General features: G+C 58.8%; 28 protein-coding genes and 1 pseudogene. 11 read left to right on the top strand and 18 right to left on the bottom strand.

Features of this window, described 5'->3' with window-relative positions; translation table 11 throughout:
* The first annotated feature begins 47 nt into the window (after positions 1–47).
* On the top strand, positions 48–509 hold the full coding sequence (locus tag AB0O97_RS06230) for a hypothetical protein (RefSeq protein WP_363881073.1): 462 nt from the start codon (positions 48–50) through the stop codon (positions 507–509).
* 94 nt (positions 510–603) lie between these two features.
* On the opposite strand, the gene AB0O97_RS06225 is transcribed toward AB0O97_RS06230, so the two are convergent.
* From AB0O97_RS06225 to AB0O97_RS06205, 5 genes are all read right to left on the bottom strand, one after another.
* Complete coding sequence (locus AB0O97_RS06225; protein WP_104111920.1) at positions 604–1,212, bottom strand: copper resistance CopC family protein; 609 nt, start codon at positions 1,210–1,212, stop codon at positions 604–606.
* Between the two features lie 151 nt (positions 1,213–1,363).
* Positions 1,364–1,978, bottom strand: coding sequence for a hypothetical protein (locus AB0O97_RS06220; RefSeq protein ID WP_104111919.1), 615 nt, complete (start codon positions 1,976–1,978; stop codon positions 1,364–1,366).
* A gap of 94 nt (positions 1,979–2,072) precedes the next feature.
* Positions 2,073–2,309: a hypothetical protein gene (locus AB0O97_RS06215; RefSeq protein ID WP_104111918.1), complete on the bottom strand. Its 237-nt coding sequence runs from the start codon at positions 2,307–2,309 to the stop codon at positions 2,073–2,075.
* 133 nt (positions 2,310–2,442) lie between these two features.
* Positions 2,443–3,354, bottom strand: coding sequence for a cation diffusion facilitator family transporter (locus AB0O97_RS06210; protein ID WP_104111917.1), 912 nt, complete (start codon positions 3,352–3,354; stop codon positions 2,443–2,445).
* A gap of 59 nt (positions 3,355–3,413) precedes the next feature.
* Positions 3,414–5,111, bottom strand: coding sequence for a cytochrome c oxidase assembly protein (locus AB0O97_RS06205; RefSeq protein WP_363881068.1), 1,698 nt, complete (start codon positions 5,109–5,111; stop codon positions 3,414–3,416).
* Between the two features lie 599 nt (positions 5,112–5,710).
* Here AB0O97_RS06205 and AB0O97_RS06200 point away from each other — a divergent pair.
* The 3 genes from AB0O97_RS06200 (at position 5,711) to AB0O97_RS06190 (ending at position 8,235) form a co-directional block, all read left to right on the top strand.
* Positions 5,711–6,136 (top strand): metalloregulator ArsR/SmtB family transcription factor, encoded by a 426-nt coding sequence (locus AB0O97_RS06200; protein ID WP_363881065.1) that lies wholly within the window; start codon positions 5,711–5,713, stop codon positions 6,134–6,136.
* A 51-nt stretch (positions 6,137–6,187) separates the two neighbouring features.
* Positions 6,188–7,168 (top strand): cytochrome c oxidase assembly protein, encoded by a 981-nt coding sequence (locus AB0O97_RS06195; RefSeq protein WP_363881062.1) that lies wholly within the window; start codon positions 6,188–6,190, stop codon positions 7,166–7,168.
* Between the two features lie 164 nt (positions 7,169–7,332).
* Positions 7,333–8,235 (top strand): zinc-binding dehydrogenase, encoded by a 903-nt coding sequence (locus AB0O97_RS06190; RefSeq protein WP_363881059.1) that lies wholly within the window; start codon positions 7,333–7,335, stop codon positions 8,233–8,235.
* Positions 8,236–8,307: 72 nt separating this feature from the next.
* Here AB0O97_RS06190 and AB0O97_RS06185 read toward each other — a convergent pair whose 3' ends face one another.
* From AB0O97_RS06185 to AB0O97_RS06170, 4 genes are all read right to left on the bottom strand, one after another.
* Positions 8,308–9,567, bottom strand: a complete 1,260-nt coding sequence (locus AB0O97_RS06185) for a Dyp-type peroxidase (RefSeq protein ID WP_363881056.1) — start codon at positions 9,565–9,567, stop codon at positions 8,308–8,310.
* Positions 9,564–10,160, bottom strand: a complete 597-nt coding sequence (locus tag AB0O97_RS06180; RefSeq protein WP_258069108.1) for a copper chaperone PCu(A)C — start codon at positions 10,158–10,160, stop codon at positions 9,564–9,566. Before AB0O97_RS06180 ends, AB0O97_RS06185 begins: the two co-directional genes overlap by 4 nt.
* 79 nt (positions 10,161–10,239) lie before the next feature.
* Positions 10,240–10,920, bottom strand: coding sequence for a copper resistance CopC family protein (locus AB0O97_RS06175; protein ID WP_104111912.1), 681 nt, complete (start codon positions 10,918–10,920; stop codon positions 10,240–10,242).
* Positions 10,921–10,996: 76 nt separating this feature from the next.
* The gene (locus AB0O97_RS06170) at positions 10,997–11,620 is read right to left on the bottom strand and encodes a hypothetical protein (protein ID WP_363881052.1); all 624 of its coding nucleotides are present in this window, start codon (positions 11,618–11,620) and stop codon (positions 10,997–10,999) included.
* A 155-nt stretch (positions 11,621–11,775) separates the two neighbouring features.
* Here AB0O97_RS06170 and AB0O97_RS06165 point away from each other — a divergent pair, with 155 nt between their 5' ends.
* Together AB0O97_RS06165 and AB0O97_RS06160 are read left to right on the top strand one after the other, a co-directional pair.
* Complete coding sequence (locus AB0O97_RS06165) at positions 11,776–12,399, top strand: helix-turn-helix domain-containing protein (protein WP_104111910.1); 624 nt, start codon at positions 11,776–11,778, stop codon at positions 12,397–12,399.
* A 6-nt stretch (positions 12,400–12,405) separates the two neighbouring features.
* Positions 12,406–12,699 (top strand): hypothetical protein, encoded by a 294-nt coding sequence (locus tag AB0O97_RS06160; protein ID WP_363881049.1) that lies wholly within the window; start codon positions 12,406–12,408, stop codon positions 12,697–12,699.
* On the opposite strand, the gene AB0O97_RS06155 is transcribed toward AB0O97_RS06160, so the two are convergent.
* The gene (locus AB0O97_RS06155; protein ID WP_219817391.1) at positions 12,681–12,842 is read right to left on the bottom strand and encodes a hypothetical protein; all 162 of its coding nucleotides are present in this window, start codon (positions 12,840–12,842) and stop codon (positions 12,681–12,683) included. The two genes, AB0O97_RS06160 and AB0O97_RS06155, sit on opposite strands and share 19 nt — an antisense overlap.
* Positions 12,843–12,862: 20 nt before the next feature.
* Between AB0O97_RS06155 and AB0O97_RS06150 the strand changes: the two genes are divergently transcribed.
* The 5 genes and pseudogenes from AB0O97_RS06150 to AB0O97_RS06130 form a co-directional block, all read left to right on the top strand.
* Complete coding sequence (locus AB0O97_RS06150) at positions 12,863–13,156, top strand: hypothetical protein (RefSeq protein ID WP_219817390.1); 294 nt, start codon at positions 12,863–12,865, stop codon at positions 13,154–13,156.
* A gap of 477 nt (positions 13,157–13,633) precedes the next feature.
* Positions 13,634–13,879 carry a hypothetical protein gene (locus tag AB0O97_RS06145; RefSeq protein ID WP_363881046.1) on the top strand — a complete coding sequence of 82 codons (246 nt, stop codon included), beginning with the start codon at positions 13,634–13,636 and terminating at the stop codon, positions 13,877–13,879.
* Between the two features lie 17 nt (positions 13,880–13,896).
* Positions 13,897–14,262, top strand: coding sequence for a hypothetical protein (locus AB0O97_RS06140; protein ID WP_363881044.1), 366 nt, complete (start codon positions 13,897–13,899; stop codon positions 14,260–14,262).
* Positions 14,259–14,555 carry a hypothetical protein gene (locus tag AB0O97_RS06135; protein ID WP_363881043.1) on the top strand — a complete coding sequence of 99 codons (297 nt, stop codon included), beginning with the start codon at positions 14,259–14,261 and terminating at the stop codon, positions 14,553–14,555. The genes AB0O97_RS06140 and AB0O97_RS06135 overlap by 4 nt, the downstream gene beginning before the upstream one ends.
* Before the next feature lie 147 nt (positions 14,556–14,702).
* A pseudogene (locus AB0O97_RS06130) lies at positions 14,703–14,908 on the top strand (recombinase family protein); the annotation flags it as partial.
* A 520-nt stretch (positions 14,909–15,428) separates the two neighbouring features.
* Here AB0O97_RS06130 and AB0O97_RS06125 read toward each other — a convergent pair.
* From AB0O97_RS06125 to AB0O97_RS06090, 8 genes are all read right to left on the bottom strand, one after another.
* Positions 15,429–16,271: an IS1380 family transposase gene (locus AB0O97_RS06125; RefSeq protein WP_363881041.1), complete on the bottom strand. Its 843-nt coding sequence runs from the start codon at positions 16,269–16,271 to the stop codon at positions 15,429–15,431.
* 1,172 nt (positions 16,272–17,443) lie between these two features.
* Positions 17,444–18,478, bottom strand: coding sequence for an amidohydrolase family protein (locus tag AB0O97_RS06120; RefSeq protein WP_363881039.1), 1,035 nt, complete (start codon positions 18,476–18,478; stop codon positions 17,444–17,446).
* Between the two features lie 13 nt (positions 18,479–18,491).
* Positions 18,492–19,409, bottom strand: coding sequence for a carbohydrate kinase family protein (locus AB0O97_RS06115; protein ID WP_363881252.1), 918 nt, complete (start codon positions 19,407–19,409; stop codon positions 18,492–18,494).
* 17 nt (positions 19,410–19,426) lie between these two features.
* Positions 19,427–20,944: a lyase family protein gene (locus AB0O97_RS06110; RefSeq protein ID WP_363881037.1), complete on the bottom strand. Its 1,518-nt coding sequence runs from the start codon at positions 20,942–20,944 to the stop codon at positions 19,427–19,429.
* Positions 20,901–22,739, bottom strand: coding sequence for an iron ABC transporter permease (locus tag AB0O97_RS06105; RefSeq protein WP_363881034.1), 1,839 nt, complete (start codon positions 22,737–22,739; stop codon positions 20,901–20,903). The genes AB0O97_RS06110 and AB0O97_RS06105 overlap by 44 nt, the downstream gene beginning before the upstream one ends.
* The gene (locus AB0O97_RS06100) at positions 22,721–23,806 is read right to left on the bottom strand and encodes an ABC transporter ATP-binding protein (RefSeq protein WP_363881031.1); all 1,086 of its coding nucleotides are present in this window, start codon (positions 23,804–23,806) and stop codon (positions 22,721–22,723) included. The genes AB0O97_RS06105 and AB0O97_RS06100 overlap by 19 nt, the downstream gene beginning before the upstream one ends.
* 78 nt (positions 23,807–23,884) lie before the next feature.
* Positions 23,885–24,955: an extracellular solute-binding protein gene (locus AB0O97_RS06095; RefSeq protein WP_363881028.1), complete on the bottom strand. Its 1,071-nt coding sequence runs from the start codon at positions 24,953–24,955 to the stop codon at positions 23,885–23,887.
* 62 nt (positions 24,956–25,017) lie between these two features.
* Complete coding sequence (locus AB0O97_RS06090; RefSeq protein WP_363881025.1) at positions 25,018–26,172, bottom strand: ROK family transcriptional regulator; 1,155 nt, start codon at positions 26,170–26,172, stop codon at positions 25,018–25,020.
* Positions 26,173–26,946: the final 774 nt, after the last annotated feature.

The following is a 26,946-nucleotide window of genomic DNA, read 5'->3' as shown; positions in this document are numbered from 1 at the left end:
GACCTCATAGGGCACTCGCCAGCGGCACCACCCACTCGTAAGGATTTATGAAAATTTCAGACCCAGACCCGAACATGATGCCAGCCCCGTCCATGCATCGTGAGGAAGTCGCCGCGGGCACCAAGATGCCTCTGGGTGCCCGACGGCTCATGTTCATCGGTGGATTCTGCATTCCTGTAGGCCTAATAGCCACTGCATACATATTCGGCGCGCAGCTGCTACTTGTGGCTGGCATTGTTGCGGTGGCGGTGGCACTGTCATACCAGGACGGACAACGCTGGTTCGCCGGGTGGTCGTGGCTAGTAGCTCTCGCTGGAGCAGCGTGGTTGGTAGCAACTGGGGCCTACTGGCTGGCCATCATATCCGCCGTCGAAGCGTCGGGCCCGCCCACGTTGTTACCGACCATTCTTTTCGCCGTCGGAGTGGGTGCATTCGTTGTAATGGCCCTTGGAACCCTTTGCGGCTGTATTTCTCGTTATCTCAGAAACCGGCGGACAATGGCCGCGTGATGCATTGATGGTCGATCCCTGAGGCTTTGATCGAGGATCGACCATCCACCGTTGGCAACTGAAGGACTTGCTCCCAAGCGCCAACGGGTTTAGCCTAGGGAGCTTCGCTTTTGCGCAAGCTTCGACGGACGATGATCATGGTTCCAACAATGGCAGCCAAAATAGCTGCCGGTATTCCGATTGCCAAAACCAAGCCTCCTGCGTTTGATGATTCAGGTTGATCGGAGGTCACGTCAGAGGCAGCGTTCACCGCTGGGCTGGCTTCGGGCACCACTGTTGTTGGCGCTGCAGTGACCGTCGCGCCCTGGCTAAGGTCCTGAACAGTGAAAGCGTAGTTCCCCTCAATGGGGTGGCCGTCTGAGGAGACTGCACGCCACAACACCTTGTATTGCCCGGAGCTGCCGTTGGTGATCTTAGTGGAGAGTGTTGGACCTTGGATGGTGACCTGGCCGTCGCTGACAGTTTTCCCCTCCCCATCGGTGACGGTGATGAGACTGAGTTTCAGGCTTTCGGAATCTGCCGGAGGATTGGACAGTGTCAACGAGACTGAGCTGGGCGCTACGGCAACTGTGGCATCAACGCCCGGAACGGTGGATTCGAGCGCGTCATGGGCTAGTGCTGGTGCGGCTGCGAATGCCGGAATAAGTGCCGCCGCTGCCAAGGCCATGCGGAGTCGGTAGCGTCGAATTTGAAATTTTTTCATGGTGTATCTCTGCAATTCTGTTCTGTGTTCCACTGGATTATTCTTCAGTGCTTCTAAGTCGTTGGTGCGCTAGGTGCGTCGAAGTACACTCCGAAGGGCAATAGACCGTTCGGGAAACTAGGTCGCATCAACTGCGGGCGTGTAGGTGGGGCTATGCGGGCAGATGCGCTTCCGTTCGCGGAGGCCCCCGTGTTGACGGTTTTCCAAGGTACCTCCATCGCCGTGCGAGCGTACCGTATTTTGCAGTCAGGGTGCTCGATGTTGGAGCAACCCCAAAAGCTTCTGGTACCACAGCAAGGGGACGAAGCCAGCGCGCAAGAGCCCAAAGTGCGGCTTCTCCCCACGCCAGAACTATTGCAGCCAGTACTGTTGCTGCGGCGTGCAGGACCAGCATAAGTGGCGAATCAGCGGCAGCCAGGTGCTCAGTGGGGATCGTCTCGACTGCGGGCCTCGCCACGGGGCCCAGCACCACTCCGTGATGTGTCCCATTTTCGAACAAGAGAGTGCTGTCACCAGAAAATACGGAGAAGGCATGGTGCAGAGTAGTTTGGCCTGCAGCCAGGTACGCCACGAGCACCGGGCCCGTCATTCTTATGCCTGCGAGCAAGACTGCGGAGAGCAAGACAACACTCGAGAGGGCAGCCACAATTGTCGGTGGCGGCAGGTGGCCCCCTGCCATCAGGTGGGCTGCGGCAGGCAATCCCAGGACGGCGACAGCTATCACCGCTGCCCGCGGGAAGCGAAATGGTGCACAAACAGCAGCCATGGGCACCATACCTTTCTTGACGAGGTGGTTGCTAGATACGAGAAAACGGCGGTGGGGTGATCATGTGGGTTATCGGGGGAGCTGACGTAGGTGGCTACTTGGCAGTGTCATTGGCGGTCATTTCGAGTCCATTTCTTCCGCAAAGATTCAAAGAGCCCGGCATCCTTTGCGCATACTTGCCTTGTTGGCTAGCAGTCGCGGCGGCGAGGGTTAGCATTTTCGATTGGCGGTGGATGGGGAGCGGGTCACAGCCAGTGATAAATGCGATTTTGTTTACGAATTCATCTTTAGGCTTACCAAAAATGCGCGGATTTCTTTGAATGTCTTGCATCTGACACCAAGGCATTCAACTGGTGGACCAGATCAGTCCTGCCATCACAATTACGGACATCAATAGCCATACGATCCTAGACAACTATTGGATGGGACTTCCCGAGTGGTCGATGTTGGTGGATGCGTCGTCATCAATGATGGATATTCTCTTGGTCACGGTGGGTTGAGGTTTCTATCTGAAACGTTGAGTGTTCGATGCCGATATCAAAGTGGTGGGCGACACAATCCTGCAGGTTCGTCAGGAGGACTCCTGCCTGGCCGTCAGTCATGCAGGAGTCCTCAACAGTGATGTGTGCAGAAAGCACTGGTGTACCGGATGCCACCAATGATGCATGCAGGTCATGGACATCAAGGACATTAGGTAATGCGAGGATGTGCTCACGCACTTTCGAAAGGTCAAGGCCCTTGGGAACACTTTCCATCAGAACATTGATGGTGTCACGGAGTAATTTCACTGTTCGGGGAATGATCAGCGTCCCGATTAACAACGACACAACAGCATCGGCCTGGAGCCAACCGGTAGTTGCTATGACGATGGCGGCGACGATGACGGCGATCGAGCCCAACGCATCGTTGAGCACCTCCAGGAAGGCTGCCTTCATGTTGAAGTTGTGGTTGCGTCCTGCTGAAAGGATGACGAGGCTAACAGCATTACCAACGAGGCCTATGACGCCGAACCAGAGCATCATGGACTCTCCGACCTCTGGTGGATCGAAGAGTCTGCGGATGCCTTCGATGATGACGAATCCACCTACAGCCAAAAGCAGCGATGCCTGTCCGGCCGCAGCAATGATCTCGGCGCGCTTGTAGCCCCAAGTACGGCTTATCGATGCTGGTTTCAGGGCCAGAGACGCCGCAAGCAGCGCAATCAATAGTCCTGCTGAGTCGGTGAACATGTGCCCTGCATCGGCCAAGAGTGCGAGACTCCCGGTCAAAATAGCCCCGATTATTTCGGCAATCATGACTGTGAAAGTTATGACAAAAACAAGTAGAAGCTTGCCTCGCTGGCTGGTACCTGCTGCTGCGTGATCGTGGTCGCTCATGAGGTCATCTCCAAGTCGCTAGGGGAAGTCGCTGAATTTTGACAGTCGTATTGGATAAGTTACTGATGCTTCTCGACTCGTTCACAGGGAACATGCGGTTTGCCCATATGCATACACTCGGCATTTTTCCGCCCGAGCTCACCGTATGTGATCCGGCTCCGAACCACTCCGAGGCCGGAAATTCGCCGTTGAATGGACATGACGAGAATGATCATAAGGCCCATCGCTAGGCCGACTACCCCCTGGATGGCGCCGGCTGAGCGTTGATCTGCCAGAGGGGCCAAGCCCCATTCTCTTCCCATGCCGAGGAACCATTCAGGCTCAATCACAGTTGTTGAGAACCTCAAGGCAGTTCCCATAGCCACTTGAGCCACTGTCACTACCAGGAGCAAAACGATGCGAGCCCGATACGAAGTCATTGATTGCGTGCTAGCGCGCTTCCCGATCATTGACTGGGCGAAGAGGCACCCGATTACCACGAAATAGACGTTCATAAGCTCATGGCCCGCGTGTTGCCGGAGTGCAAATCCGAATGCATCCGAGTAGTAAAAGAGAGCCATTGACCCGATTAAGGTCGCGGAAGTAAGCCCTGGATGCGTGGCCACTGTCCATAATCGTGATTTGGTGGCTGCAGCGACCCACTCTCGGGGGCCCATCGATCCGTCAGTGCGAGGTTCAAAAACCCTAAGAGCCAGCACGAGGGGGGAACTGAGCGCGAGGAGAACCGGAACAATCATCGTCAGCGCAAGGTGGTCGAACACGTGAGCACTGAATAAGACACGCCCATAGACAGCGGGTCCACCGGAGGTGAAGAACACCAGCAGGCCCAGGCCTATCAGCCATGACACGCTTCGAGCCGCTGGCCAGCTGTCGCCGCGTAGTTGAAGATGGCGGATGGCTCGGAGATATAGGTAGGCCGAGACGATTGCCAGGGCAATCCACAGCCAATCCGGTCTCCATACCGAGAACCATGTCTCGATGGTCAGTTCCGGCGGCAGTCGATAGCCGGTAAGAACTTCGGCCGGACTCAGCGATGGGCCAATAGCCTCCGTACCAGTTGGTGTCCGGCTCAGCCCGGCAGCGAGGCCGCTGACGGCTCCCATGATCAATAATTCCACAACCACAAGGCGCCAGAACAGACGCTGTGCCTTCCCAGGGTGCTTCGTTGTTGTTAGAGCAGGAATAATCCACTTTCGATGCATGAGTCCAACAACCCCCAAGAAGATGGTGGCCGCGGTTTTGAGCAGCAAGATGTACCCATAGGCGGAAGCCATCCCGGCAGGGACATCGATCCGGATGAGGGCATTGATAATGCCGGAGGCGACGACTAGCACGAAGGCGAAGCCCGCCATGTTTGAGTATCGCTTCACTACCCAGGGCTTTTCGTTTCCCAGGGCAGGTCCGGCGACGCATAAGGCAATCAACCCACCAAACCACAAACACACGCCAACTAGGTGCAATCCAAGGGAATTGACCGCTTGTTCATGATCGCTGCCGCCGGCAGCATGACCTATTAGGACTACTGGCAGCAAGCCCGCCAAGGCAAGACCGGCCGTAACTGCAAGAGCTGTTGCCGAGCGGGCGCCATATGTCATTGTCGCCACTAGCGCTGCAATGGTCACCACCACCAACCAGGCAGTTCCAGTGGGGATTTCTGTGACGTAGGATGCGAGCTTGGCGGCAAAATCGCTGCTGCCGGAGATCGGTATCCCTGCAATGTCGGCGAAACTGAAGATCAGAACAGCCAGGGCGGCCAACGTCCACAACAGGCTGGAGGTCATGGCAAGGACCATGACCCGAGTGAATGCCGGATGCTCTCCTCCGTGGTTCGCCACAGTTGCTCCAACTTGACTCTTTCTCGCTGGTCGTTGCTTAGTGCGGGGAACAATGAAGGCGGCGAATATTAGGGCGCCAATGGTCGAGGCGACAGCAATATTTTGCACCGTTTTTGCAACACCATACCCCCATCGAACGAAGGCTCCGGGGTCACGAACCAGTGTTGGAAGCCCCGCCCGGCCGAAAGCACTCGCGACTAAGACCGTGCACACAGCAAGGATGACAGCACCACCGAGCCACCAGAGTCTAGGCGCAGTGCCACGGGTATTGATCGTTGCCGGCACTTTCATCGCCATGTATGTTCCTCAAACCTAGACCTACGCTGGCGTGAAAAGGGTTCTTGGCAGGCAGCACCAATAATCGCCAGCATTCCATAAGAATAAATGTAGAGTTGTTCATACGTTAATTCTGGGGAGTGGAACGGTCGCGACTTTCATTCGTCGAGAGGCCGGTGCAGCAATTTCAGTGACATCGCCTAAAGCAAATGCGAACCATTAGCAGGAAAGGGTATTCTTGGTGAATGACAGGAACAACACACGAGGCAGCAGAATTGACGGCGGGCACAGACAGCGAGTGTTCAGGCAGACTGGTAGATGCTGGCAAGGTCGCACTGGTCAAATCCCAAATGCCCCGCGACATCGACGTAGTGGAACTTGCGGCCATCTTTGGACTCCTCTCCGATCCAGGGCGGGTTCGGATACTCACCGCCCTTCTGTCAGGGGAGATGTGCGTTTGCGATGTAGCCGCAACAACCGGACTCAGCGAATCAGGCGTCTCCCATGCCCTTCGCCTTCTAAGGGCTTCCCGAGTGGTAGAGGTCCGTCGATCAGGACGAATGGCGTACTATTCACTGGCCGATTCCCACGTCAGCATTCTGCTGGAACTCGGCCTGAAACATGTTGGACATACCGGTCAACAACGGTTGGCCATGGCAGACTTCGACTAACCCCTCAACCACCTGTCCGTACGCCCCTAGCTCCCGAAGGGCGCCTCCGGGATGTCTGACTTTGACATAGATGGCCCTGTTTGGCTGCCCACCTTGGCGCCATCGATGGCTCAATATCTTGCCCCAAACTTCCAACCCATGCCTCTCATCCCGGTACTGGCACTACTGGCGGCAATCTTCTACCTTTCCGGGGCAATTCGACTTTGGAGGCAAGGGCGGTCATGGTCGCCGATTCGCACCGCCTCATTCTTGATCGGTTGCTTGGCCGTAATGGTTGTCATGGGTGCCGGCATCGAAGGTTACGGATTGGGCATGTTTTCAATTTTCATGTTCCAACAGCTCACGCTCATGATGGCTGTTCCGCCACTATTGGTACTCGGCTCACCAGGAACACTGCTGCTGCGGGCGACGCCGCGGAACGGCCTGGGACTACCAGCACTACGCCTTGCGATCTGGGGCTTGCGATCCAGGTGGGGGCGCCTGGCTATCCACCCAGCGTTCATGGTTCCCCTTTTTCTCCTTAGCTTCTACGGCGTCTACTTCTCCGGAATGGCTGACCGGCTTCTGACAAATTGGTACGGGCACGTTGGCCTGGAACTAGTGTTTCTGTTCGCTGGAGTCCTGTTCACCATCCCACTACTTTCGGCCGACCCCCTCCCCAGGCGACAGAGCCATTTGGGCCGGATGATCGATGTCTTCGCTGAAATGCCACTGCATGCCTTTTTTGGCGTGGTTATCATGATGTCCACCAAACCCATGGTCACGTTCTTCTCGACTGCACCAGCTTCGTGGAACGTCGACCCCATGGCCGACCAGGCCGTGGCCGGCGGCCTGGCATGGGCCTACGGGGAATTGCCCTCAGTGTTGATGCTCTTGTATATCCTCGTTCGATGGCATCGCGACGAAGCCCGCAGCTGGGTCAGGGCCGAAAGGAAGATCGCAACGGAAGGGACGCCGGAATTGGATGCATACAACGACTATCTCATCCAACTAGCAAGCCAGCCCGAACCCAAGCGGTCCACGCGTTCCTAGTACTTTGCCAGGTTGGGGGCAGCGTTCAAGCAGCCGAAGATGAATTATTGCAGTGCCTTTAGGCCGCTATAAAGACTGTGTCCACCGCTGGGGCTTTCGGGTGACGGACCGCTTTGTGGCGATGAATTGCTGGGCCGCGGTGACCCGGGTGAGAAGGCAGCAGGATGGTGGCCGCCATCGGGCTTCATGTCCAGGGTGTGAAGACAGGTGACCGGGTGGTCCTGGTCTTCGTCCCGATGTGCGGGAACTGCCGCGCCTGCACCAACGGCCGCCCCGCCCTATGCCACCGCGGTGCCGAGTCCAATGGCAGCGGGGACCTCCTGAACGGCGACGCCATTCTGCGCACAACGTCGGGTGAGCGGGTGAACCACTACCTGGGGGTTTCCGCGTTTTCTGAGTACGCCGTGGTGGCGCGGGAATCCGTGGTGGTGATTGACGACGACGTCCCGCTGGATGTCGCTGCCATGTTCGGTTGCGCCGCCATCACCGGAATTGGCGCCGTCATCCACTCCGCCAACGTCACCGAGGGCCAGTCCGTGATTGTATTCGGCCTGGGAGCTGTGGGCCTCGCCGCGGTCATGGGTGCGCCCCAGATTCCTGGGACTACGGTCATCGCGATCGATCCGCTGCCGGAGAAGCAAGCTCTTGCGCGCAAATGTGGTGCCCACTTTGCGGGCTCGCCAGGGCAGGCAGGAGAGCTCGTTGCGGCGCATGCCGGCGATGGTGTGGATGTTGCCATTGAAGCTGTGGGCAGTGCCAAGGTCATGGAGGCGTGCCTTGACCTGCTCACCCGGGGCGGGGCACTGGTATCCGTGGGGTTGCCTCATCCAGACCAGATGCTCAACGTTCAGGCCCTGCAGTTCGCGGGCACGGGCAAGCGGCTGATCGGCTCCTACAGGGGAGACGCCGACCCCGCCCGCGACATCCCCGCCTACATCCAACTCTGGCGCGACGGCCGGCTGCCGGTTGAATTGCTGCACACGGACACCAAGCCCCTATCCGAAATCAACCAGGGGCTCGATGACCTTGCCGAAGGTCTGGTGGTGCGGCGGCTGTTTACCTTTTAACCCTGCTGGCTGGCGGTGTCGAAACCCGATTTCGGCACCTCCAGCGAGCAGGGAATCAGCCCAACCGGCAACTTAGGTGAACAACTGCTCGCCGATGAACCCGCCCTCCGCACAGCCCGGCGGGATGGCGAAAACGGCTGAACCGGTCGGAACGGTCCACATATTCAGCATGTCCAGCTCATCCAAACGCTTCTGGATAGGCGTGAACTGCTTCTGCACATCGGCCTGGTACGAGGCAAAAATCAGCCCCGACCCGGAAATGTCCCCCGCCGCCGGCTGCCCATCGTAGTTGTAGCCACGACGGAAAATTCGCTCCACAGGATTCTCTGGGCGAGCTCGGCGCATATGAGCGAAGTCCTCAATCACAGGGAAACCAGAGGAGTTCAAGGCCTCGAAGTCCGGCTCATCGTGCTCATTTGTGCCGGTCAGCGGCGCCCCGTTGTCCATGCGGCGCCCCACTGAGGCGTCCCTGCCGGGGCGATCGAGTTCATCCCAGGTGTCCAGATTCATTTCAATGCGCCGAATCACCAGAGACGTGCCGTTCTCAAGCCATGGAGCGATTTCCTCCCGGCCCCACACCACATCCTCATGCCATCCGGTGTCCGGCTGCGGGTTCGCCGTACCGTCCACCTGGCCAAACAAATTCCGCATGGTGGTGCCGGGGTTTTCCGTGCCATGGGCGCGCCGGAATCCCTGCTGCACCCATTTCACGGAGGCAAAGCTGCGTGCATCCTTCAGCATCATACGCTGGGCATGCGCTACGGACACCGGATCATCGGAGCAGATCTGCAATAGCAGGTCGCCGTCGTTGAATTCTGGGCGCAGCTTGTCAACGGAGAACGCCGGCAGTGGCTTGAGCCAGGCAGGTTTCTGCGCCGGATTGACCAGCTCCACCAGCCGAGGCCCAAAGCCAAAGGTCACGGTCAGACGGGCGGGACTGGCCGCCAGTTCAACCTCGGTGTCCGCCAAAGCGCCCCGGCCCTGGGTGAGCCTGGCGGCGTCGTCGGTCAGTAGTTTCAGCAGCGCCTTGATCCGGTCAGCGGGCAGGTCCGGATTCAGTTCCAGCGCCACAAAATTCGCGTGCGACTGCGCATCCGTGCTGATTCCGGCCTGCCGCACCCCGTAAAACGGCACCGTCGCGCTGCCATGGATTGCCATGGACGACGGCGGGAGCTCACCTTGATCCTTGCCGCCCGGCAACAGCGTTGCCGCACCTGCCAAGGCGCCTAGGCTTGCCGCGGCACCACCAAAGAGCAGGTTCCGGCGTGGCACACCACGTTTCTTGGGTGGCTCAGAGGCGGGGGCTGTAGATGTCTTCGGTTGTTGGGTCATTTGGTATGCGTGGGCGAGCCGGCGGGGGTGTCGGTGCCGTGGTCCATGCCCTCATCGTCTGCAAGGTCGCCGTAGTCCTCATTGGCGCCGGAGAAGTCCTTGACCACGGCGGTGAAATCCAGGGTGTCGCCTGTGGAGAGCTCCAAGGTCAGGGAGATCTCGTCCCCTGCCTGGACCGGCTTGACCAGTCCCATCATCATGATGTGGTCGTTGCCGGGCTCCAGCACGATTTCACCGTTGGCGGGAACCACAAAGCCGCCCTCCTTGGGCTGCATCTTCATGCCGCCGTCGGCACCTGCAATGACCTCATGCAGCTCAGCCGTTTTTGCGGCCGGAGTACTGGCACCAACAATGGTGATGTCCTCGCCGGTGCTGTTTCTGACGGTTCCAAACGCGGAGGTCATGCCACCGTCGATGGCCTTTGCCCAGGTCTCGTCGATGGTCAGGGCAGAGGCCGGGGCGGCGTAGGCGGGGGTGGGGGCGGCCGCGTTGCGGCTCTCGTCGTAGGCGCCGCAGGATGTCAGCGCCAGTGAAGCGGCTGCTGCGACGGCCAGGGCTGTGTAGCGGAAGGACTTGAAAGTCATTTTGTTCATGATGAAGCTCCGTTAAAGGTATTGCCGGCCATGCGGCGTCCTGCCGTGGGTGGCCGGGAAGAATTTTTGTTGTGTGGAGTCAGGATGCTTGTTTGGAGTTTTCCCGTGCCCGCGCAATGAAGACGAATCCCAAGTAGGCGCCCAGCCCAACAAGCGCGCCCAGCCCTATGACCAGCACCTTGCCCAAGGCCGAGCCTCCGGCAGCACCGTCACTGTTTTGAGTCGCGGCAGCCGGGGGGCTCTCGTTTTGGGCTGACGGGGCACTGGTCGCCGACGGCGCCACTGCACTCTTGCTGGGCGTCGATTTTAGCGTGGGCGCGGCTGCCGGGGACTTTAGTGCCGCCGCGGCATCACCCACCACGAACGTCTGAGTGCCGTTGATGGGGTGTCCGTCGCTGGAGACCACCCGCCAACGGACCAGGTATTCGCCGTCGGGCATGTTGGCCTGCACCGGCTGGGCCAGCTTGGTGCCGCTCAGAGCCGGCTCGCCCTGCGCCCAATCCTTGTCTGCTGCGTCCATGACGCGAACCTCGTTGCCAAGAATCAGCAATGAACCGCTGAAGGAAAGTTCCACACCGGCTGGTGCGGCGTCTAGCTGCGCATCGGGTGACGGGTTGGACGAGATGATGCGGTCATGCGCGGCAGCTTGGGGTGCCGTGGCCAGAGCCAACCCCAGGCACAAAAGTACGGCGGCAATTGCTGCGGCGGCCCTTGAACCGTTGGTTTGCCAGGTGGCAGTGGACAAAAAGTTTGTAGGCATGGTTGCTTCCCGCCCCGCCAAGGAACGCAGCAATGTGCGCCGGCAGGGCTTTCGGATTGAAAAACGTGGAGGCGTTTTAGGACACGAGGGAAAGTACCGGGGGGCCGCGGTGGCGCATGGCTAGCAGCGGCACGCCCAAATTCGGCAGGGCCAGAACCGGCCAGGTGGTGGGCAGGATCCGGGTGCCGGAGAAGATGGACACAAGGTGGACGGCTGGCAGCAGCCGGATCAGCCGGAACCGCAAAGCTCGGATGAGTCGGACAGTGCTGACCTCGCCATGGCGCAGTACAGCAACGGTGACCGCGGCTGCTAGGACGTGGCTGAGCCACATCATGGGACCATCGTGCGTCATGGCCATGGGTGCCGAGCCGGGGACGGTCATGAACGTCATGTTGGACATGTCATGGCCGGCATGGACGCCTTTCGGCAGCACCGCGGAGGTGTCGGCCATGGCGGCGTTGGCACTGAAGAGCCAGTGGAAACCACTCTGGCTCAGGACAACCGCTACAGCCATCCGCCACCACGAGAGCACCCGGCCAGCTAGCAAGGTGCAGACTAGCCCTGACAGTGCAAGAGCCAGGAATAGGATGGAGAGTTCGGGAGGTCCGCCGCCGGCCAACACGTGGGAGAGCACGGAGACGAAGGTTGCAACACACGCACCGGCCCAGCCTCGGACAACGCGAACGCCGCCTGACGCCATTCCCGCCTCCCCTGAAGAATCTGGTGTGCCGATTTTGTTCGGCTACCCGCAATTATCCCATATTTCTACAAGGTGTCGAAAATTTACTGAGGCCCGGTGGCTCAGTGACCAGATTTCTGCTAAAAATATAAAATTGTCGGTGAGAAACTGAAGAAATGTTAGACGTTGCCGTCATTGAGGAAGCCGCCGCGGAGGCGACGTTGGATCCCATTCGTGCCCGATTGCTGGCGGAACTGCGCGAGCCCGCCTCTGCGGCGAACGTTGCCGGGCGACTGGGGCTGCCCCGGCAAAAAGTGAACTACCACCTGCACATGTTGGAAGGCTTTGGGTTGCTGGAATTGGTGGAGGAGCGGCGCCGCGGCAACGTCACAGAACGGGTCATGGGCGCAACGGCCCGGGAATACGTCATGCCCCCCGCGGCACTTCCGGGCGTGGCCCCTGATCCTTCGCTCGAGCCCAACCGGCTCACGGCACGTTGGATGCTGGCCCTCGCAGCACGGCTGGTTCACGACGTGGAGGCGCTCATCACCGGGGCCGACAACGCCAAGCAGCGACTGGCCACCTTCGCCATGGACGGCGAGGTAATCTTCGCCAGCGCAGCCGACCGGGCCGCCTTCACAGCGGAACTCGAGACAGGGACAGCGAAGCTCGTCGAAAAGTACCACAGCGCAAACGCAAGCGGCGGACGCAAGCACAGGATCGTCGTCGCACTTCACCCCAGCATCAAGCCGGGCGCGCAGCAAATTACACACCCTGCCGGAACAACCGGCCACAACTAGGGAGTCATGATGGCCAAGGAATTCAAGATCGTGCACGAATCCGAGATCGAGGGCACGCCCCCAACAGGTGTTCGACGCCGCCACAGTGGGCAATTCCGGCTGGCTGTGGCCCTGGGCGGCGAATTTGAGCCGCGAACGGGTGGGGCCGGCCCCATGGGCAGCACCGTCACTTTGTGGGAGCCGCCGCACCGATTTTCCAACCAGATGGCGGGCGAAGGCGACTTCTTCAACCAGCTCGACTACGACATTTCCGAGCTCCCGGATGGCAACTCCTGGCTGCGCTACGTCCACAGCGGTTGATCTTCGAGGACTGGGACAACCAATACGACGGCGCCGCCAAGCACACCGCCTTCTACCAGCACACGCTGGGCCAGTACGTGAAGTACTTCGCGGGCAAACAGGCCGCATTCGCCCATGTACAGGGCCCGCAGCGTCCTCCGCACCCGACGCCTGTGAGGTGGTCATGGCCGCATTGGGGATTGCCGTCGCCGGAGCCGGGGGACACCTCAGCATCACCATTGCGGGGGTCGGGATGGTGGACGCCGTGGTGGACTACCTTGATCCGAACTTCGTGGGACTGCGCACAGAAGACGCGATGTACCGCTTCTTTGACCGCAATGCCTTCGGCGCCGTGATGGGAATGACCATCCACCTGTTTGCTGACGGTGCTGACGCTGACACCGCCGGCGATGCGTGGGGCGCGTGGCTTAACGGGTTGTACGCGCAGCCGATCCGGACCTCGCGGAACTCGGCCTGAGAATCCCGGATGATCCGGGACGCTGGGCACTGCCACCCGAGACGGTTGTGCAGCAAAGCTGGTGGAACAAGCCATTCCACCAGCCAGCACCGGGAGATCAGCCATGGACGCACACAGCCGCACCGAAAATATCATGGAACCCGGTGCCAGGCCGGCCGTCGAAAGGAACGTCGTACCCACCCCTGCCCGGGCGCCCATCCGCTTCATGAGCCGCTGAAGCACCGCAGCGGCACTGGTGGTGGGGAGCGGCACTGAACGCCTCGGCGTCGTTCATCAACACGGCATTCCTGCAGGGCGTCCCAGCACGGAAGGCTACCTCAGCGCTCTGATGGAGCGGGGAACCCTCGGAATTCTGGGCCTCATGCTGAACCTGCTGGGCATCCCGCTCATGCTGGCCGGCATCGTGGGATTGCTGCAGCTGGCCAGCCCGCGGCACCCATTGTCAGCCGGATCGCGCTCACCACAACCACCGTTGGCATGCTGCCGTTCCTGCTGGGCAACGCCGTCGGGATGGTGTGCACCGCCATTGCGCTGCTGAAATCAAAAGTTACGGCGCTGTGGATTCCGGTGGTGCTACTGATCTTCTTCGTGGCCGACTTCGGGTTGCCCGAGGTGTCGTACTTTGACCCGCACCTGATCTTCCTGGTCTTTGCTGTCGGGGCGGCGTGGACGGTGCTGCATGGAAACCGGGAGCCCCTTCCAAGCCGGGAGCTTCTCCACTGAGTCACGCTGAACTATGGTTGCTCCAACAGCAAGCGTCGGGCGCCACGGGGTACAGGGATGAGCTCCAGCCGATCACCCGGTGCGGTGACGGTGCGGCGCTGGGCACCGCGGTTCACATCACCGCCGTGCTCAGCGCCGAGGCTGTGGTTCTCGCCGTTGCCATCACCTTCTCCACACCGCCGGGCGGATCACCGCGCCTTGGAGCTTGGGCCCAACCCGTTGTGGGGCTCCTGGCAGCGGCCGTTGGTGCCTTGATCGCGGCGAAGCAGCCGCGCAATCTAGTGGCATGGCTGCTGATTGCCAGCGGAGCCTCGTCGGCCGCCTATTCATTGACGACGGCGGCTACCGCACTGGGTCTTCTGGCCAACCCGCAGGCACCGTGATTACCCTGGACTGCCTGGGTGAGCACGGGCGGCTGGGTCTCCGGAGCCCTTCTGAGGCTGGTGCTGCTGCCACAGCTTTTCCCTGCGGCACGTTGCTGGCAGGTTCCTTTTGGCGGGTGTGGTGGTGGTTCAGCATGGGCGTTGCTGCGATTGTGTTCAAGCCCCTGGCCCTGGCTCCGGCATCGCCGTTATTCCCCGAACTGGCCAACCCGTGGCTGCGGCTGGATGGTTCCGCGCCGTTCATTTTGGGTGGGGCGGTTGATGCTGTTCCAGAGTTGTGGGGGAAGGTGTAGATGGCACTATTTGCGGTGCTGTCGCACAGCTCCATGGTGAATATGGTGCAACGTTTCAGGCAGTCAAGTACTGCTATACGGCGCAAAACAGCTCTGGTTTTCCTGGCTTGGCTGGTGCTGATCATTGCCGCCCTGGCCGAGTTCGAACGTGCCCGCGTACGAAAGGGCGGACGCGCCTACAAGATGACGGCGGCAAGGGTCTGTCTGGCCATGGCCGCCATGGGGCAGCCCGAAACCAAGATTGGCGGTCTTTGCGCTGAACTCGGCGTCACCCGGCAAACCCCCTTTACCGGCACGTCTCCCCAACAGGAGAGCTAAGACCCGACGGGAAGAAACTCCTGAACCCGAAATAGTCGCCGTACAGGTGGATTCTGACATTCAGTGCAGTCGCCTTCAAGGAAATGACAAGTCAAGTCCCTGCACAGGTGTTCCACATCCAAGGAACTGAGACGGCTCGGCGTCGGGTTCACGGCAACTAAGCGCCGCATCAAAGAATTACTGAGCGACTTCGGTGAGGACCACCAGGTGGGCCGTAGGCAGTCGCCATATACGCGATACCGTGACAACCAAGCGCGTCAGGGAAGACGTTGATCAAGCATGTGAGTGGCTGCATCGGTTGTGGTTGGTGGGATCGGATGGGCGGTCGTGTTGTGTGCCTTGGTGATGCGCGGGACGACGCTCACGAGCACGACCATGGCGACCAACTCAACGAGTGTCTGAGCCTGAATCCACCGATCCGGTTTGAGTGTTTGGCTGGATCCCGTTTTTTGGTGGGTTTGTGATTTTGGGCGGGGTTCAGTGGCTGGCCTCGCTGCCGGTGATGTTCCAACGTTTGTTCCTTGTTGTGCCGCGGAGGCTTGGTTGACGGATGATTTAGGTGGTTTGTGGAGGTGCCTTAACGCTGGTGAAGAGTCGCTGCCAGGGCTGAGCCCTGGGCCAGTTCTGGGGAAGGTGTAATTTGATCTTCCGGGCACTGGAGGCGATGCGTGCCGGGACGAGAATGAGTTCCTTCCGCAGGGTGCGTATCTTGGCCCGGGTGAATCGTCCTGCGGCGAGAATGCCGGCGGCCCGGCTGAGGTTGTAGGCGATGACCGCTGCATGGAGCCAGGCTGAGTTGGCACTGAATTTTCCGGAGGGCATGTGGGCCAAGGCGCTGTCCTTCAACTCGGCGTTTACGGCTTCGATGACCGCGTGTTGGCGGTGGGTCTTGTCCATGTCTACGGTGTTCAGGACTTCCTTTGGTACGGTGCTGAAGACGCCGTGGTAGCGGTACGCGGTAAAGAGCGGGTCCTGCCCGGCAGCCTTTTTCAGGTTCAGCTCGGGGATGCGGCGCACGATCAGTCGGCCGGGAATCCGGGCGCTTTTCTTTTTGGATGAGAACGCGGTGTAATCAATCTCGGCGACCTCGGCCTTGGAAATCCACCGTTCGGTGTCTTCGTCATAAAGGGCTTGGGGGTATTGGATGGTTTCCCACATGTCCTCGCCAATCCCGGCGATGGCTTTCTTGATGGAGGAGTTCATACGCACGGTCACGGACATGTCCGCCCCCTGCGCCAAAGCGGTGGCAACCGCGGATTGGTTGTAATACGCGGAATCGGCACGCACCAGGAACCGGCCCTTGGAGGAAAGTTTGCGGCCGGTCCGCAACGACTCGGCGACGAAGCTCGCCGCTCCGCGGGCCGAGGATGCGCTCTTCCGGAGTGGCCGTGACGGCATTCCGGTCGCCATCGCGGCCATGCAAGACAACATCATTCATGGTTCACATTCTCCCCCAGTGGCTCGCATGTCTCCGTCAGACACGAGCTGTTGCCGCCTCACTGTTCCGGCAACTATTCCCTTTGAATTGTCTCGGGACTCGTGTCGACGTTTTGTAGGCGGGGCTATCCCTCGAATCCCCAACCTTTCCGATTGAGGGTCGGCACGCTTGCTAGGTCAGCGTGAAGCATGCCGATTAGCCAATACTTACCTCGAGGATCATAGAATCGGTTCGGTGAATGTAGCGACTCGCATGCAGGATGACGGCAGCGAACCAAGACTAAAATGATAGCCACGGTGTGGGTGGCTGGTCGGATGCGATAGAGATCTTGCAGAGGTCGGGCAGTGGGATTCGACCGACTCATTAGAAACTCATTAAATTGGGCGACAATTGTCGACTCTTCAGTACCACCCATTGTTATGCACTCGTCCTACTGCCAAAGGATAGGACCGGCTTTTGACAAGTCGAATTGGTCGATCGAGTCGACAGCGGGGGTCATGGGTTCGAATCCCATAGGAGGCCCATTAGTGGTCGGTAGTTGCCAACAGCCCGCAATGATGGGCGTTTTGGCCACGAAATGGGCCGTTTTCAGGGATACTGACCGCATAGATTGCAATGGTCATCGGTGCGAATCCGATAGGGGGCCCTCAAGTTTTGGAGGGCCAGAAAGCCCGGGTTTACGGGGTTTTTCGTTGTGGCGGGGTGGGTTTCCGCCCCGCCATTTCGCGTTTAAAGGCCATTTGAGTTCGAACGCAACGGTCGTCGGTTCGAAACCTACATCCGGTCGGGTATGTGCCGCTGAGCTGCGACTTTGCAGTGTGGGAGTGACCCCGCGGCGCACTGTTCTCCCCGAACTCATTAGAAACACATTAAATTGCTCCCAATACCAGGGAGTGGCTGCGGGGACGCGCTGGTTCCCGGCCGTGATGTCAACTCAAACATAGAACTGCGATGGTGAATCGGCGTCGTCAGCGGGATTGGCTTGGCTGTAGAACCAGTCGTGAGGTGGTCCAGAGGTTTCCGCCACCTCACGACTATGGCCTGCAAGGCTGACAGCCCGCGCATTGTGATCTACAGATGTGGTCTCGCAACCCGGCCCCATCTGGTGTGGGGGTGCTCAGTCCAATGTTCTCTATGCTTCAAGGCGGTCCAACGCTGCTGGCTGCCATCCATCGATTTTGAGTAAGCGTGCTGCATTACCACCGAATATCTGTTGTACGTCAGCTTCTGGCATGCCCATTTCCCAACATATTCTCAACTGGTCGCTCAGATATCGGCGCGCGAAGCCTCTGGGGAACCAAGATGAATCGGAGCCGAAGACGATCCGTTCCGGACCCATGGTTTCGTAGAAGCGACGAAACAAATCCTCCAGAGTAAGCCGCTGGGCCATGTATCTGACCCACTGGTTTGAGCCGGAGGTATCCACAATGACGTTGGGGCATGCCCACATTAAGAAGAGGACTTCCTGAACATGCTGAATGCCGAAGTGGGGGATGACAAAGGTGACGTCCGGGAATCGCTTGGCCGTCCGCTCGAGAGAGGCAGGGTTGCTGAACGCGTTGTGGGCAATGCCGCCGGCGGAGCCACAGTGGCCGAAATGAATCAGTACCGGAACATTTTTTCGGGCGGCAACGTCCCAGACCGGATCGGCTGCCTCGTCGTCCATGCGGGCGGATGCGAGGGGTGCAAAGAGTTTCAGCCCGCGGAGCCCGCCCTGGGCGACGCCGGCCTCAAATGCCTTGGCGGCACCTGGTGCAAAAGGATCGGCCATGGTTGCCATGCCAAGAAATCTGCCCGCTCCACGCTCCACCAAGGCGCTCATGGACTCATCCCCGCCAGCAGTGACAAAAGCCGCGTATTCAATTCCATTGGTATCCAACTCTGACTTCCACCGATCCGCTTCGGCTTCCCAACCAGCGTCGGCGGAGAGCGGTTCTGGATCAGCGAAATCCCAGCTGCGACGCCACTTAGCAGATGTTTGTGCCACGGCTTTCGCGCGGCGTGCCTGACCTGCGTCGAACCCCTCGCAAGCGTCCCTGCCTGTGGCCGATTCCGTGCCGAACTGACCACCGGACAGTGCCCGTGTGAGAGGATCTTGGGGCATGCGAAAATGTAGGTGGAAGTCAACAATTGAGATGCCCTGAACAGTCGTGCGAGCATTTATCATTGCATTGTCCATTTCAGAGCTGCACCGCCGCGGCGGGGATTCTGCGCAAGGGCACATCAGCCCGTTCTTCAGGAATGGTGGAGACCATTTTGGTGGCGTACTCGACGGCCGCTGCCAAAGCATGTGCCATAGCCGCACCCCGTTCCAAGGAGACTAAGAACGCGGCATTGAACCCGTCACCTGCTCCCGTTGAATCGATCACCGGTACCGGTGCCGCCGGACATTCAAACCACTCACCAAGCGGGGTGGCAACTCCAGCACCCCTGGCCCCCATTTTCACCACAACCAAGGTATCGGTGGACACTGCCAGCTCGCGGGCCGCACGTTCAGTGTTGGTGTGTCCAGCCAAGCCGTGGAGCTCATCGTCGTTTGGGAGGAATATATCTACTTCATCCATCGTCAAGAGTACTTCTGTGCGGGTTTCGTCCGTCCATCCTTGTGGCGGCCAGCCGGTATCTAATACAGTTTGTGCACCTGCGGCCTTCGCACGCTGGAACAGCTCTAGCAGGGCATGACCTTGCAAGCCTGGCAAGAGGAAATAGCCAGCCAAAGCGAGGAAGGACGATTCCAGCATTTGTTCTGCAACGTCCGAGGGACTCATGGCTGCCATGGGCCCTAAAGAAGATAGGAAGGCCCTATCTTGGCCGGGAGCTTCGACTGCTACGGTCATTCCGCTTACCGTTCCAGCGGTTCGCAACAGGTGTGATTCCAAACGCGGCCGGTCAAGCTCCGCCTCCAAAATTAATAGGGACGAATCGTCCCCGACCCGCGAAACGAGTCGGGTAGTTAGTTCAAGCCCGGCGCACCGGACAGCAAGGTTCCCTGCGGAACCTCCCAGTCTGATGCTGATGCCTGGTACTACTGTTTCGGTTCCCGGTGCTGGGAGCTCGCGGGTGTCTGCGACGATAATGTCAAGGTTGGTATTGCCCACGACGGTGATTCCAGCTTTCACCACTGACCGGCCTTCACCGCAGTGCGGGCAGTATGGAGCAACCCGGTTCGTGCTTCGTCCAACAGGATCAATCGGCTATGCACTTCCTGGCCTATTGCCATTGCGCGTGCCTGAGATGCGGAGGCATTTTCGCGAACGGCCGCGCTGCCGGGGCTTCCGGTTTGGTGGCGTTGCAGGATCAGCTCGGGCTGCTGTCCGGCGCTGAGTGTGGTCTCCACCAGTTCTGTTGTTGATTTCTGGCCGGCCTGCTCGAAAGCTGCTGTGACGTCGTCATCGGTCCAGTCAGCGGGGGCTTGCTGACGCACCAGCTGCCCCACAATGTCATGTGCCGCACGCCACGGGATGCCCTGGGCGGCCAATGCCTCAGCCACGGCGGTGGTGGTGGCCCCCCCGGCAACGATTTCTGCGGGATCTGGAAGCTGCCCTATTTTCAGGTCCAGCAACAGGCCATCGAGCATACGCATGAATCTAACGACACGGTCCCCGGCACGCCACAGGTGCTTTTGCACGTCTGTGGTGGCGTTGTTCGAGTCTTCATACCAAGCCGAACCGATGTTGGCGTAGCTTGCGGCCATATCAGCGGCAGTAGCGCCCGCCATGGACACCATGTGCTCCAAAACCACGGGGTTTTTCTTCTGCGGCATGATCGATGAACCCTGTGTGTAAGGGGTGGGTGTCTGAACCCATTTGAATGTCATCCATTCCAGCAGTACCCGAGAAAAGCGGGCTCCGGTGGCTGTAATCCGAGCCTGGACGGCAGCCAAACGCATGAAATGTTCGGCACCGGCAACAGCCTCATAGCTGGAGGTGAAGCTGGAATCGAAGCCCGTCAGTCTGCCTACGAGATCGGAGTCGATGGGCAAGTCTGTGCCGGTGAAGGCGGCGGATCCCAAGGGAGACACGTTAAGTTCGGCGTAGATGCTGAGCATTTCAGTGGCTTGGCTGAGCATTGCCTCGGACAGGCCTGCCAGCACGTGACCGATGGTGGTGGGCTGAGCCGGACGGCGGTGGGTGAAACCAACGATGAGGCTTTCGGCATGCACGAGAGCCTGCGCGGCGGCGTCGGCAGCGCATTGGACCACCAATGCCGTTTGGGCCAGAAGCTGACGGCGAAGCACCATCCGGAACACCCCGGCGTCGAGGTCATTGCGGCTACGCGCAAGCTGCACATCAAGTTCCGAGGTGGGAATGCCACATTCATGCGCCAATTGCTGTTCAAGGAAGTAGTACGGGTCCTCGACGCTGCCATCGAAGTGAAACTCCTGCTCACCATCCTGGGTCTTTTTCCATAGCGCCAACAAACCCTGCAGCAATAGCTTCCCCCGGCGCTGGGGCAAGATGTTCTGGTGCGTGAGCATGTACACGTGCGCCAGGCTGGCCTCGACCATGGCTGGGTAGATGTGCGGCGCAGCTTCCTCGAAAGCGACTCTGAGGTGGTTGTCCCAATAGATGGACAGTTCGGGTCGGTCCTTAAGCTCTGGACGTGGCATTGGCTGGTTCTGGGGAGTGCTCATCTGTGTCACCGTTTTCGTGGTTTTGCTGGATTGCGGGGGAGAGGGCTGGCGTCATCGACGGGGAGGGCCCCACAGGCTTGAAATTGAGTACTTTTTTGGTCCGGCGGGGAGTCTCCAACCGTTGGGAAATGATCAAGACGATCAAGATCAGCAGCATTTGCAGGGTTCCGTAGGCGGCTGCTGTGCCGAATTCGTTGGAGTAGATTCTGTTGTAGATTTCCACTGACAGTGGCGCGTAACGGGCGGGGTAGATCACTACAGAGGCCACGTATTCCCCGAAGCCCTGGATGAAGGCCATCAGCGCACCGGCCATGATGCCTCTAGACATCAGTGGCACGGTTACTGTCCGTAGTGCCTGCCAAGGCCCGGCGCCCAAACTGCGTGCGGCTTCTTCTACGGAAGGGTCAATTTGCGCCAGTGAGGCACTGGCAGATCGGAAGACGAGCGGAAGGAATCTCACGAAGTAGGCCACCGGTAGGATCCACAGTGAGCCGATGAGCACTTGGCCGAAGTTGAACGGTGTCGGGGTAGCAAAGGCTGTCACAATATTTACACCGATAACGGTGCCCGGTAGTGCCCAGGGCAGCATGACCATGATGTCTAACATGGCTTTGCCAGGACCTTTCCACCGGGTGACAACCCACGCTGCAAGGACGCCGAAAACAACACAGCCGAGCATGGCTATAAACGCCATCTGCGCGCTAACCATGATGGGACGCAGGGTCAACGGATCGGTGAAGAGGCGGGTGAAATTTTCCAGAGTGTATTCGGGCGGGAGGATCTGGATGGTCCAAGATCCATCAATTGTGAATGACAACAAGGCGATGGTCGCCGCCGGAGCCATGAGGAACAGGACCAATAGCAACGACCCCAGTCCAGCGGCAACTTTCGGGAACATGCCGTGGAGGACCTTGACAGTTTGCGGGGTGCCCTTGGATGAACCGCGGTGGATACGCCTATTCTCATACCAGCGCATAGCCAAAAGGAACAAAATGGAGACAACTGAGAGGGCTACTGCTTGGGCTGCGGCAACATCGTAGGCGCCGCTAGTACGGGAAGCGACGATCTGCATCGTCAACGTCTGGACGTTGTAGAACTGGGGAGCCGTGAATGAAGCCATGGAGACCATGAAGGTCAACAGCGCTCCGGAGACTAGAGCCGGGGTGAGCATGGGCAGCAAGACTGTGGTCCACATGCGGAATCGGCTGGCACCTAAGTTCAGTGCGGCCTCCTCCATCGAGGCGTCGGATCCGGCCAAAGCTGAGGTGACGGCGAGGTAGAAGTAGGGGTACATCGTCATGGTGTGGACTAGGAGCACACCCCAAATTCCGTTCACGGAAAAATCGGCTGCGTCCACTCCGAAATAGCGCGCAAGGAACCGCGGCACGATGCCACTTTCGGCATACAGAAAGTAAAAGGAGATCGCGCCAATAAGGGGCGGCAATGCCATGGGCAAAAGTGCAAAGAGGCGCAGAATCTTCCGCCCAGGGAAGTCGAATCGTGAAAGAAGAACTGCCAGCCCCGTGCCAAGCAAACCTGTGGTCAGAACCGAGACCAATGAAATGGTGACGGAGAGAATTAGCGCATTTTTGGAGGCACCCTCAAGGAATCCTGCGTAGGCGCTGCCGCCTCCCTCGGCGCTGGTGGTGGCTGTTGCAAGCATGGGGACCACGATGTACACCAACAACACCAGAATCAGTGGTGCCGCAAGGATATAAACAAAACGGTCCGAAGAGGTCAGGGAAGATCTCCTGCGTGGAACCGCCGTCGACCCGATCATGGTTGGACCATCCATACGCGATCTTGATCCGGCTGCATGGAAACCAGGTCCCCTGGTTCTGCCCGATTGAATGAATCTGGAGCTGAAACCACAATCTTCATGCCCTGCCACGCAATCTCGTACACGTTGACTGCGCCAGTAAATTCGGAGGTGAGGACTCTGCCAGTGAAGTTTCCTGATTCTTCGTGACCCGCGATGACACTGAGGCGGATGGATTCAGGCCGCAGCGAAATTGCCGCTTCCTCGCCAACAACAACGCCGGCCGAAAACGTGCCGTCCACGCGTGGTGCGTTCAAGATGGTGCCGTCAACGAGCTTGATGCTGACGGTGTTTTTTTCGTGGCCAAGAACGGTACAGGGCAGCACGTTAGAGCGGCCAATGAAACGCGCCACGAATGCGGTGGCTGGCTGGCTGTAAACCTCGCGGGGAGATGCAACCTGGTGGAGCTGACCTTCGTTCAGGACAGCCACCCTGTCACTCATAGCCATGGCTTCGGCTTGGTCATGGGTAACGTACAAACACGTGGTTCCGGCGGCCTGTTGGGTGGATCTGATCTCTGCGCGTGTTTCTTCTCGAAGTTTCGCGTCCAAGTTAGACAGAGGCTCATCCAGAAGGAGTGCTTTGGGGCTGATGACAAGTGCACGCGCAAGCGCGACTCGCTGTTGTTGGCCGCCGGAGAGTCGATCTATGCGACGGTCGCCAAATTCTTCAAGTCCTACTTGGGCAAGTGCTTGGTCAATGCGGCGCTTTTTTTCTATTTTTGCTACCTTGCGCATGTTCAATCCGTAGGCCACGTTGCCACGAACTGTCATGTGCGGAAACAGTGCGTAGTTTTGAAACACCATGCCCGTGTCTCGCCTATTAGGTGCTGTATTGGTGACATCTTTGCCATCGAAGTGGATACTTCCGCTGGTGGGCTGGATGAATCCAGCAACCATGCGCAAGGTAGTGGACTTCCCGCATCCAGACGGTCCCAAAAGTGTGAAGAGCTCTCCGTCTTCGATGGTGAGGGTTAGGTCGGAGACTGAGGGCTTGGCTCCGGAGTATGTTTTGGTGATTCCGTTGAGGTAGACGCGTGTCATGGGGTGCTCCACAGGGGGTCTGGTTGGGTACTGAAAGGGGCGGGCGGTGATTGCCCGCCCCCTTCGCGTTAGCTGGTATTAGCCTTGGTTCTTGATGTTTTCTGCCCAGTACTTGCTCCACTCGGGCTCGTTCTTGTTCACACGGTCCCAGTTCACATCCATTTCCTTTAGGTCCAGGTCAGCAAGCCATGCGGGCTCGGATGCCAAGGCAATCGTAGGGATTTGGAAGTACTTCTCGGCGAGCTTGCTCTGCTCGTCCTGGCCGACCAAGAATGAAAGGAACGCATCCGCACCGGCTGAGGAAGGGCCATCCTTGATCTTGGCTACGCCATCAATCAACATCGGAGCACCTGATGTGGGCACCACGGGAGTGAAGGGAGCCTTCTGCTTTTCGATCTGCAACATGACGTCCTGAAGGTTCCAGGCTGTGGCCGCAGCCTCCTGACGAGTGATGCGCAGGTACAGATCGGTGGGATTGGCGGCGTAGACCTTGGTGTTGGCGTCAAGCTTGCGGAGCCAGTCATAACCTGCTTCCGCACTTCCGGCGTCGTCGTACTTCCGGTCGATCATGGAGGCATAGATGCTACGCATGGTTCCCGAGGCGAGTACGTCGCGGATAGCGATTTTGTCCTTCATCCCTGGAGCGATCAGGTCGTCCCAGTCCTTCGGAGCCTGCTCGGCGGTCATCATGTCATGGTTGTAGAAAATGACTTCAGCGAGTTTCATTTCACCGACCCAGAGACCGTCGGCGTCACGCTGTGCGGCGGGCACAGCGTCGATGACGTCCTTGGGTGCGGGGGAGAACACGCCTTCAGCAGCACCTTGCTGCATTTGCTGCTGAGTGCCACCCCACCAGATATCGCCCTGCGGGTTCGCTTTCTCGGCCTTGACACGCTCCAAGGCTTCCTGCGCACCCAAGGTCAGCAACTGGACCTTGCCAGCATATTCAGGGTTGGCCTTTTCGAAATCTGCCACTACTTCCGTAGCTAGGCCTTTGTCCCGTGCGGTATAGATAGTCAGTGAGCCAGATTCCTTGGAGCCCGCATCGTCGCTGGAGGCTGTGTTTGAGTCGAGACCGCAGCCTGTCATGCCGAGGCTTAGTGCGAGCCCGCTGGCAAGCAACATGAACCGCAGTGGATTTTTCTTCATTGATATCTCCTAGTGATTTTTGTCAGGTATGTGGTTGGAATGAGGGAAATTAGGGGCTGCGGTTAGCTTGCAGCTTGGGTAAACAGGGTTTCGGGCGTCTTCAGAACTTTGGCAATGGCACCATGGAGGATCCCCGTGTTACCAAGTTCCGCGAAAGCGACGTCGGTGGAGGATGGGGCGGATCGCTGAACCATTTCACGCAGTTCTTCACGGGCAGTTTCGCTCAAGTGCACGGCATGACCGGAGAAGATGACCCGCGAGGGGTTGACGATGCAGATGCACACGATGGCGGCAAAGGCCCATGCTTGGAGAACATCGGCCAGTAGTTCTCCGGCTTGTGGCGCCGAAGACTGGCACAGGGATCCAATAACGTCTTCTGTGGGCAAACTCAGGCCCCTCTGGGCGCCCGACATTTGGATTCCTTGGGCGTTCCAGCGGGTTTCATAGTCGCCGTGTTGTCCTTGCGGCTTGGCTTGCAGGCTTTGTGGCAGGAAGCCAATTTCTCCTGCTGAGCGGCTGGCCCCGTCGAGGACCTCGCCGTTGGCAATGATGGTTGCGCCGATACCGTCATCAACGTGGATCAACACCAGGTTATCCACGCCGTTTCCAGCGCCTGAGCAGCGTTCCCCTAAAGCGATCAGGTTGACATCGTTTTCCACGGTCGTGGGCAGCCCCGTATTCGCCTCAAGTTCATCAGCTAGCCGGAGGTGCGCCATCGGGCCAAACGCTGGGGCCAATGCAAGGGAACCGTCGCTGGTCACCACACCGGGGAGCGCAATGACGATGTGGACGGGGCGGATTTGAGCCCGTTCGCTCACTGCAGCGACTGATGTGGCGATGCTTTCCACGGGTTTTGTCGGATCGAAATGATGCTCCTCAGAATCCAGCCGCATGCCGTCGAGATCGACCAGTGAGCAAAATACCCGCGACGCGGAAAATCCGACGACAGCAACAGTTACGGAGGAGCGGTTGAGCTCGAATAGGGTCCTTCGACGTCCTCCGGTGGACTCCTGCTGACCCAGTTCCCGCAGGTAGCCAGCATCGTTAAGGTCCTGCACAATGCCTGTCACAGTTGAGGGGCTGTAACCGGTCAACTGTGCTAAATCGGTCCTAGCCAAGGGGCCTGACGACAGCAAGGTGCTGAAGATTGCTCCGACGCGGATCCGGCGAAGGGCGTTTCGTCCTGTTGGAGCCGCGGGCTGTGATTTATGTAACATACTTACTTTATACGCTGGATAAAGTAAGAATGCAAGTGTCACATCACACATTTGCTTCTCGGGGACCGAGCCCATTTCAACGTCAGTCAGCACCAAAGGGATGCCTGCGGCAGGGTCTCAGCGACCCTCAGGGAGCGTCGTGAAGGTGCCGTCACATACCAGAAATTGAGATCCTCGGTGTGGGGTGAGGCGTAAACGGATGGCTCAAGGTTCTGGTGGTTACCGGTGTGGATATAGAGAAATCTGACCAGTGCTTGAGGGCTGAGCTAGCCCTTCCCTTGGGCGTGGGGCGCCTGGAAATCTCAGGGTTGGGCTCTCGGGGACGTCGGTTTTGCAAGGGACCTTTCTACCCATGCGCTAGATTGTAGGGATCAATCGGACAATGGATTTCCGCGACCATCAACGCCTGCCCGACAAAAATAACGTCAGTTACAACCGACTCATTAGAAACTCATTAAATTGGGCGACAACTGCCGCCTATTCAGTACCATCCATTGTTATGCGCCCGTCGCACTGCCAAAGGTTAGTAGCGACTTTTGACAAGTCGAATTGGACGATAGCGGCGACAGCGGGGGTCATGGGTTCGAATCCCATAGGAGGCCCATTGGTGGTCGGTAGTTGTCGGCACTGCTCAAAGATCCTGGAATTACGGGGATTTTTGGCTCTTGTGACTCATCCGTGGGTGTTTTCCGCGCGCCTTAACGCCCACACGCCGCTTCCTGCCTAGGATTTTTGACTGTCTAAGGAACAAAAATCAAGGTAGGAAAACGGCGT

Source organism: Specibacter sp. NPDC078692 (genome assembly GCF_040686835.1).
In the GTDB taxonomy this organism is placed as follows: Bacteria; Actinomycetota; Actinomycetes; order Actinomycetales; family Micrococcaceae; genus Specibacter.
This window is presented reverse-complemented; position numbering and strand designations above follow the sequence as displayed.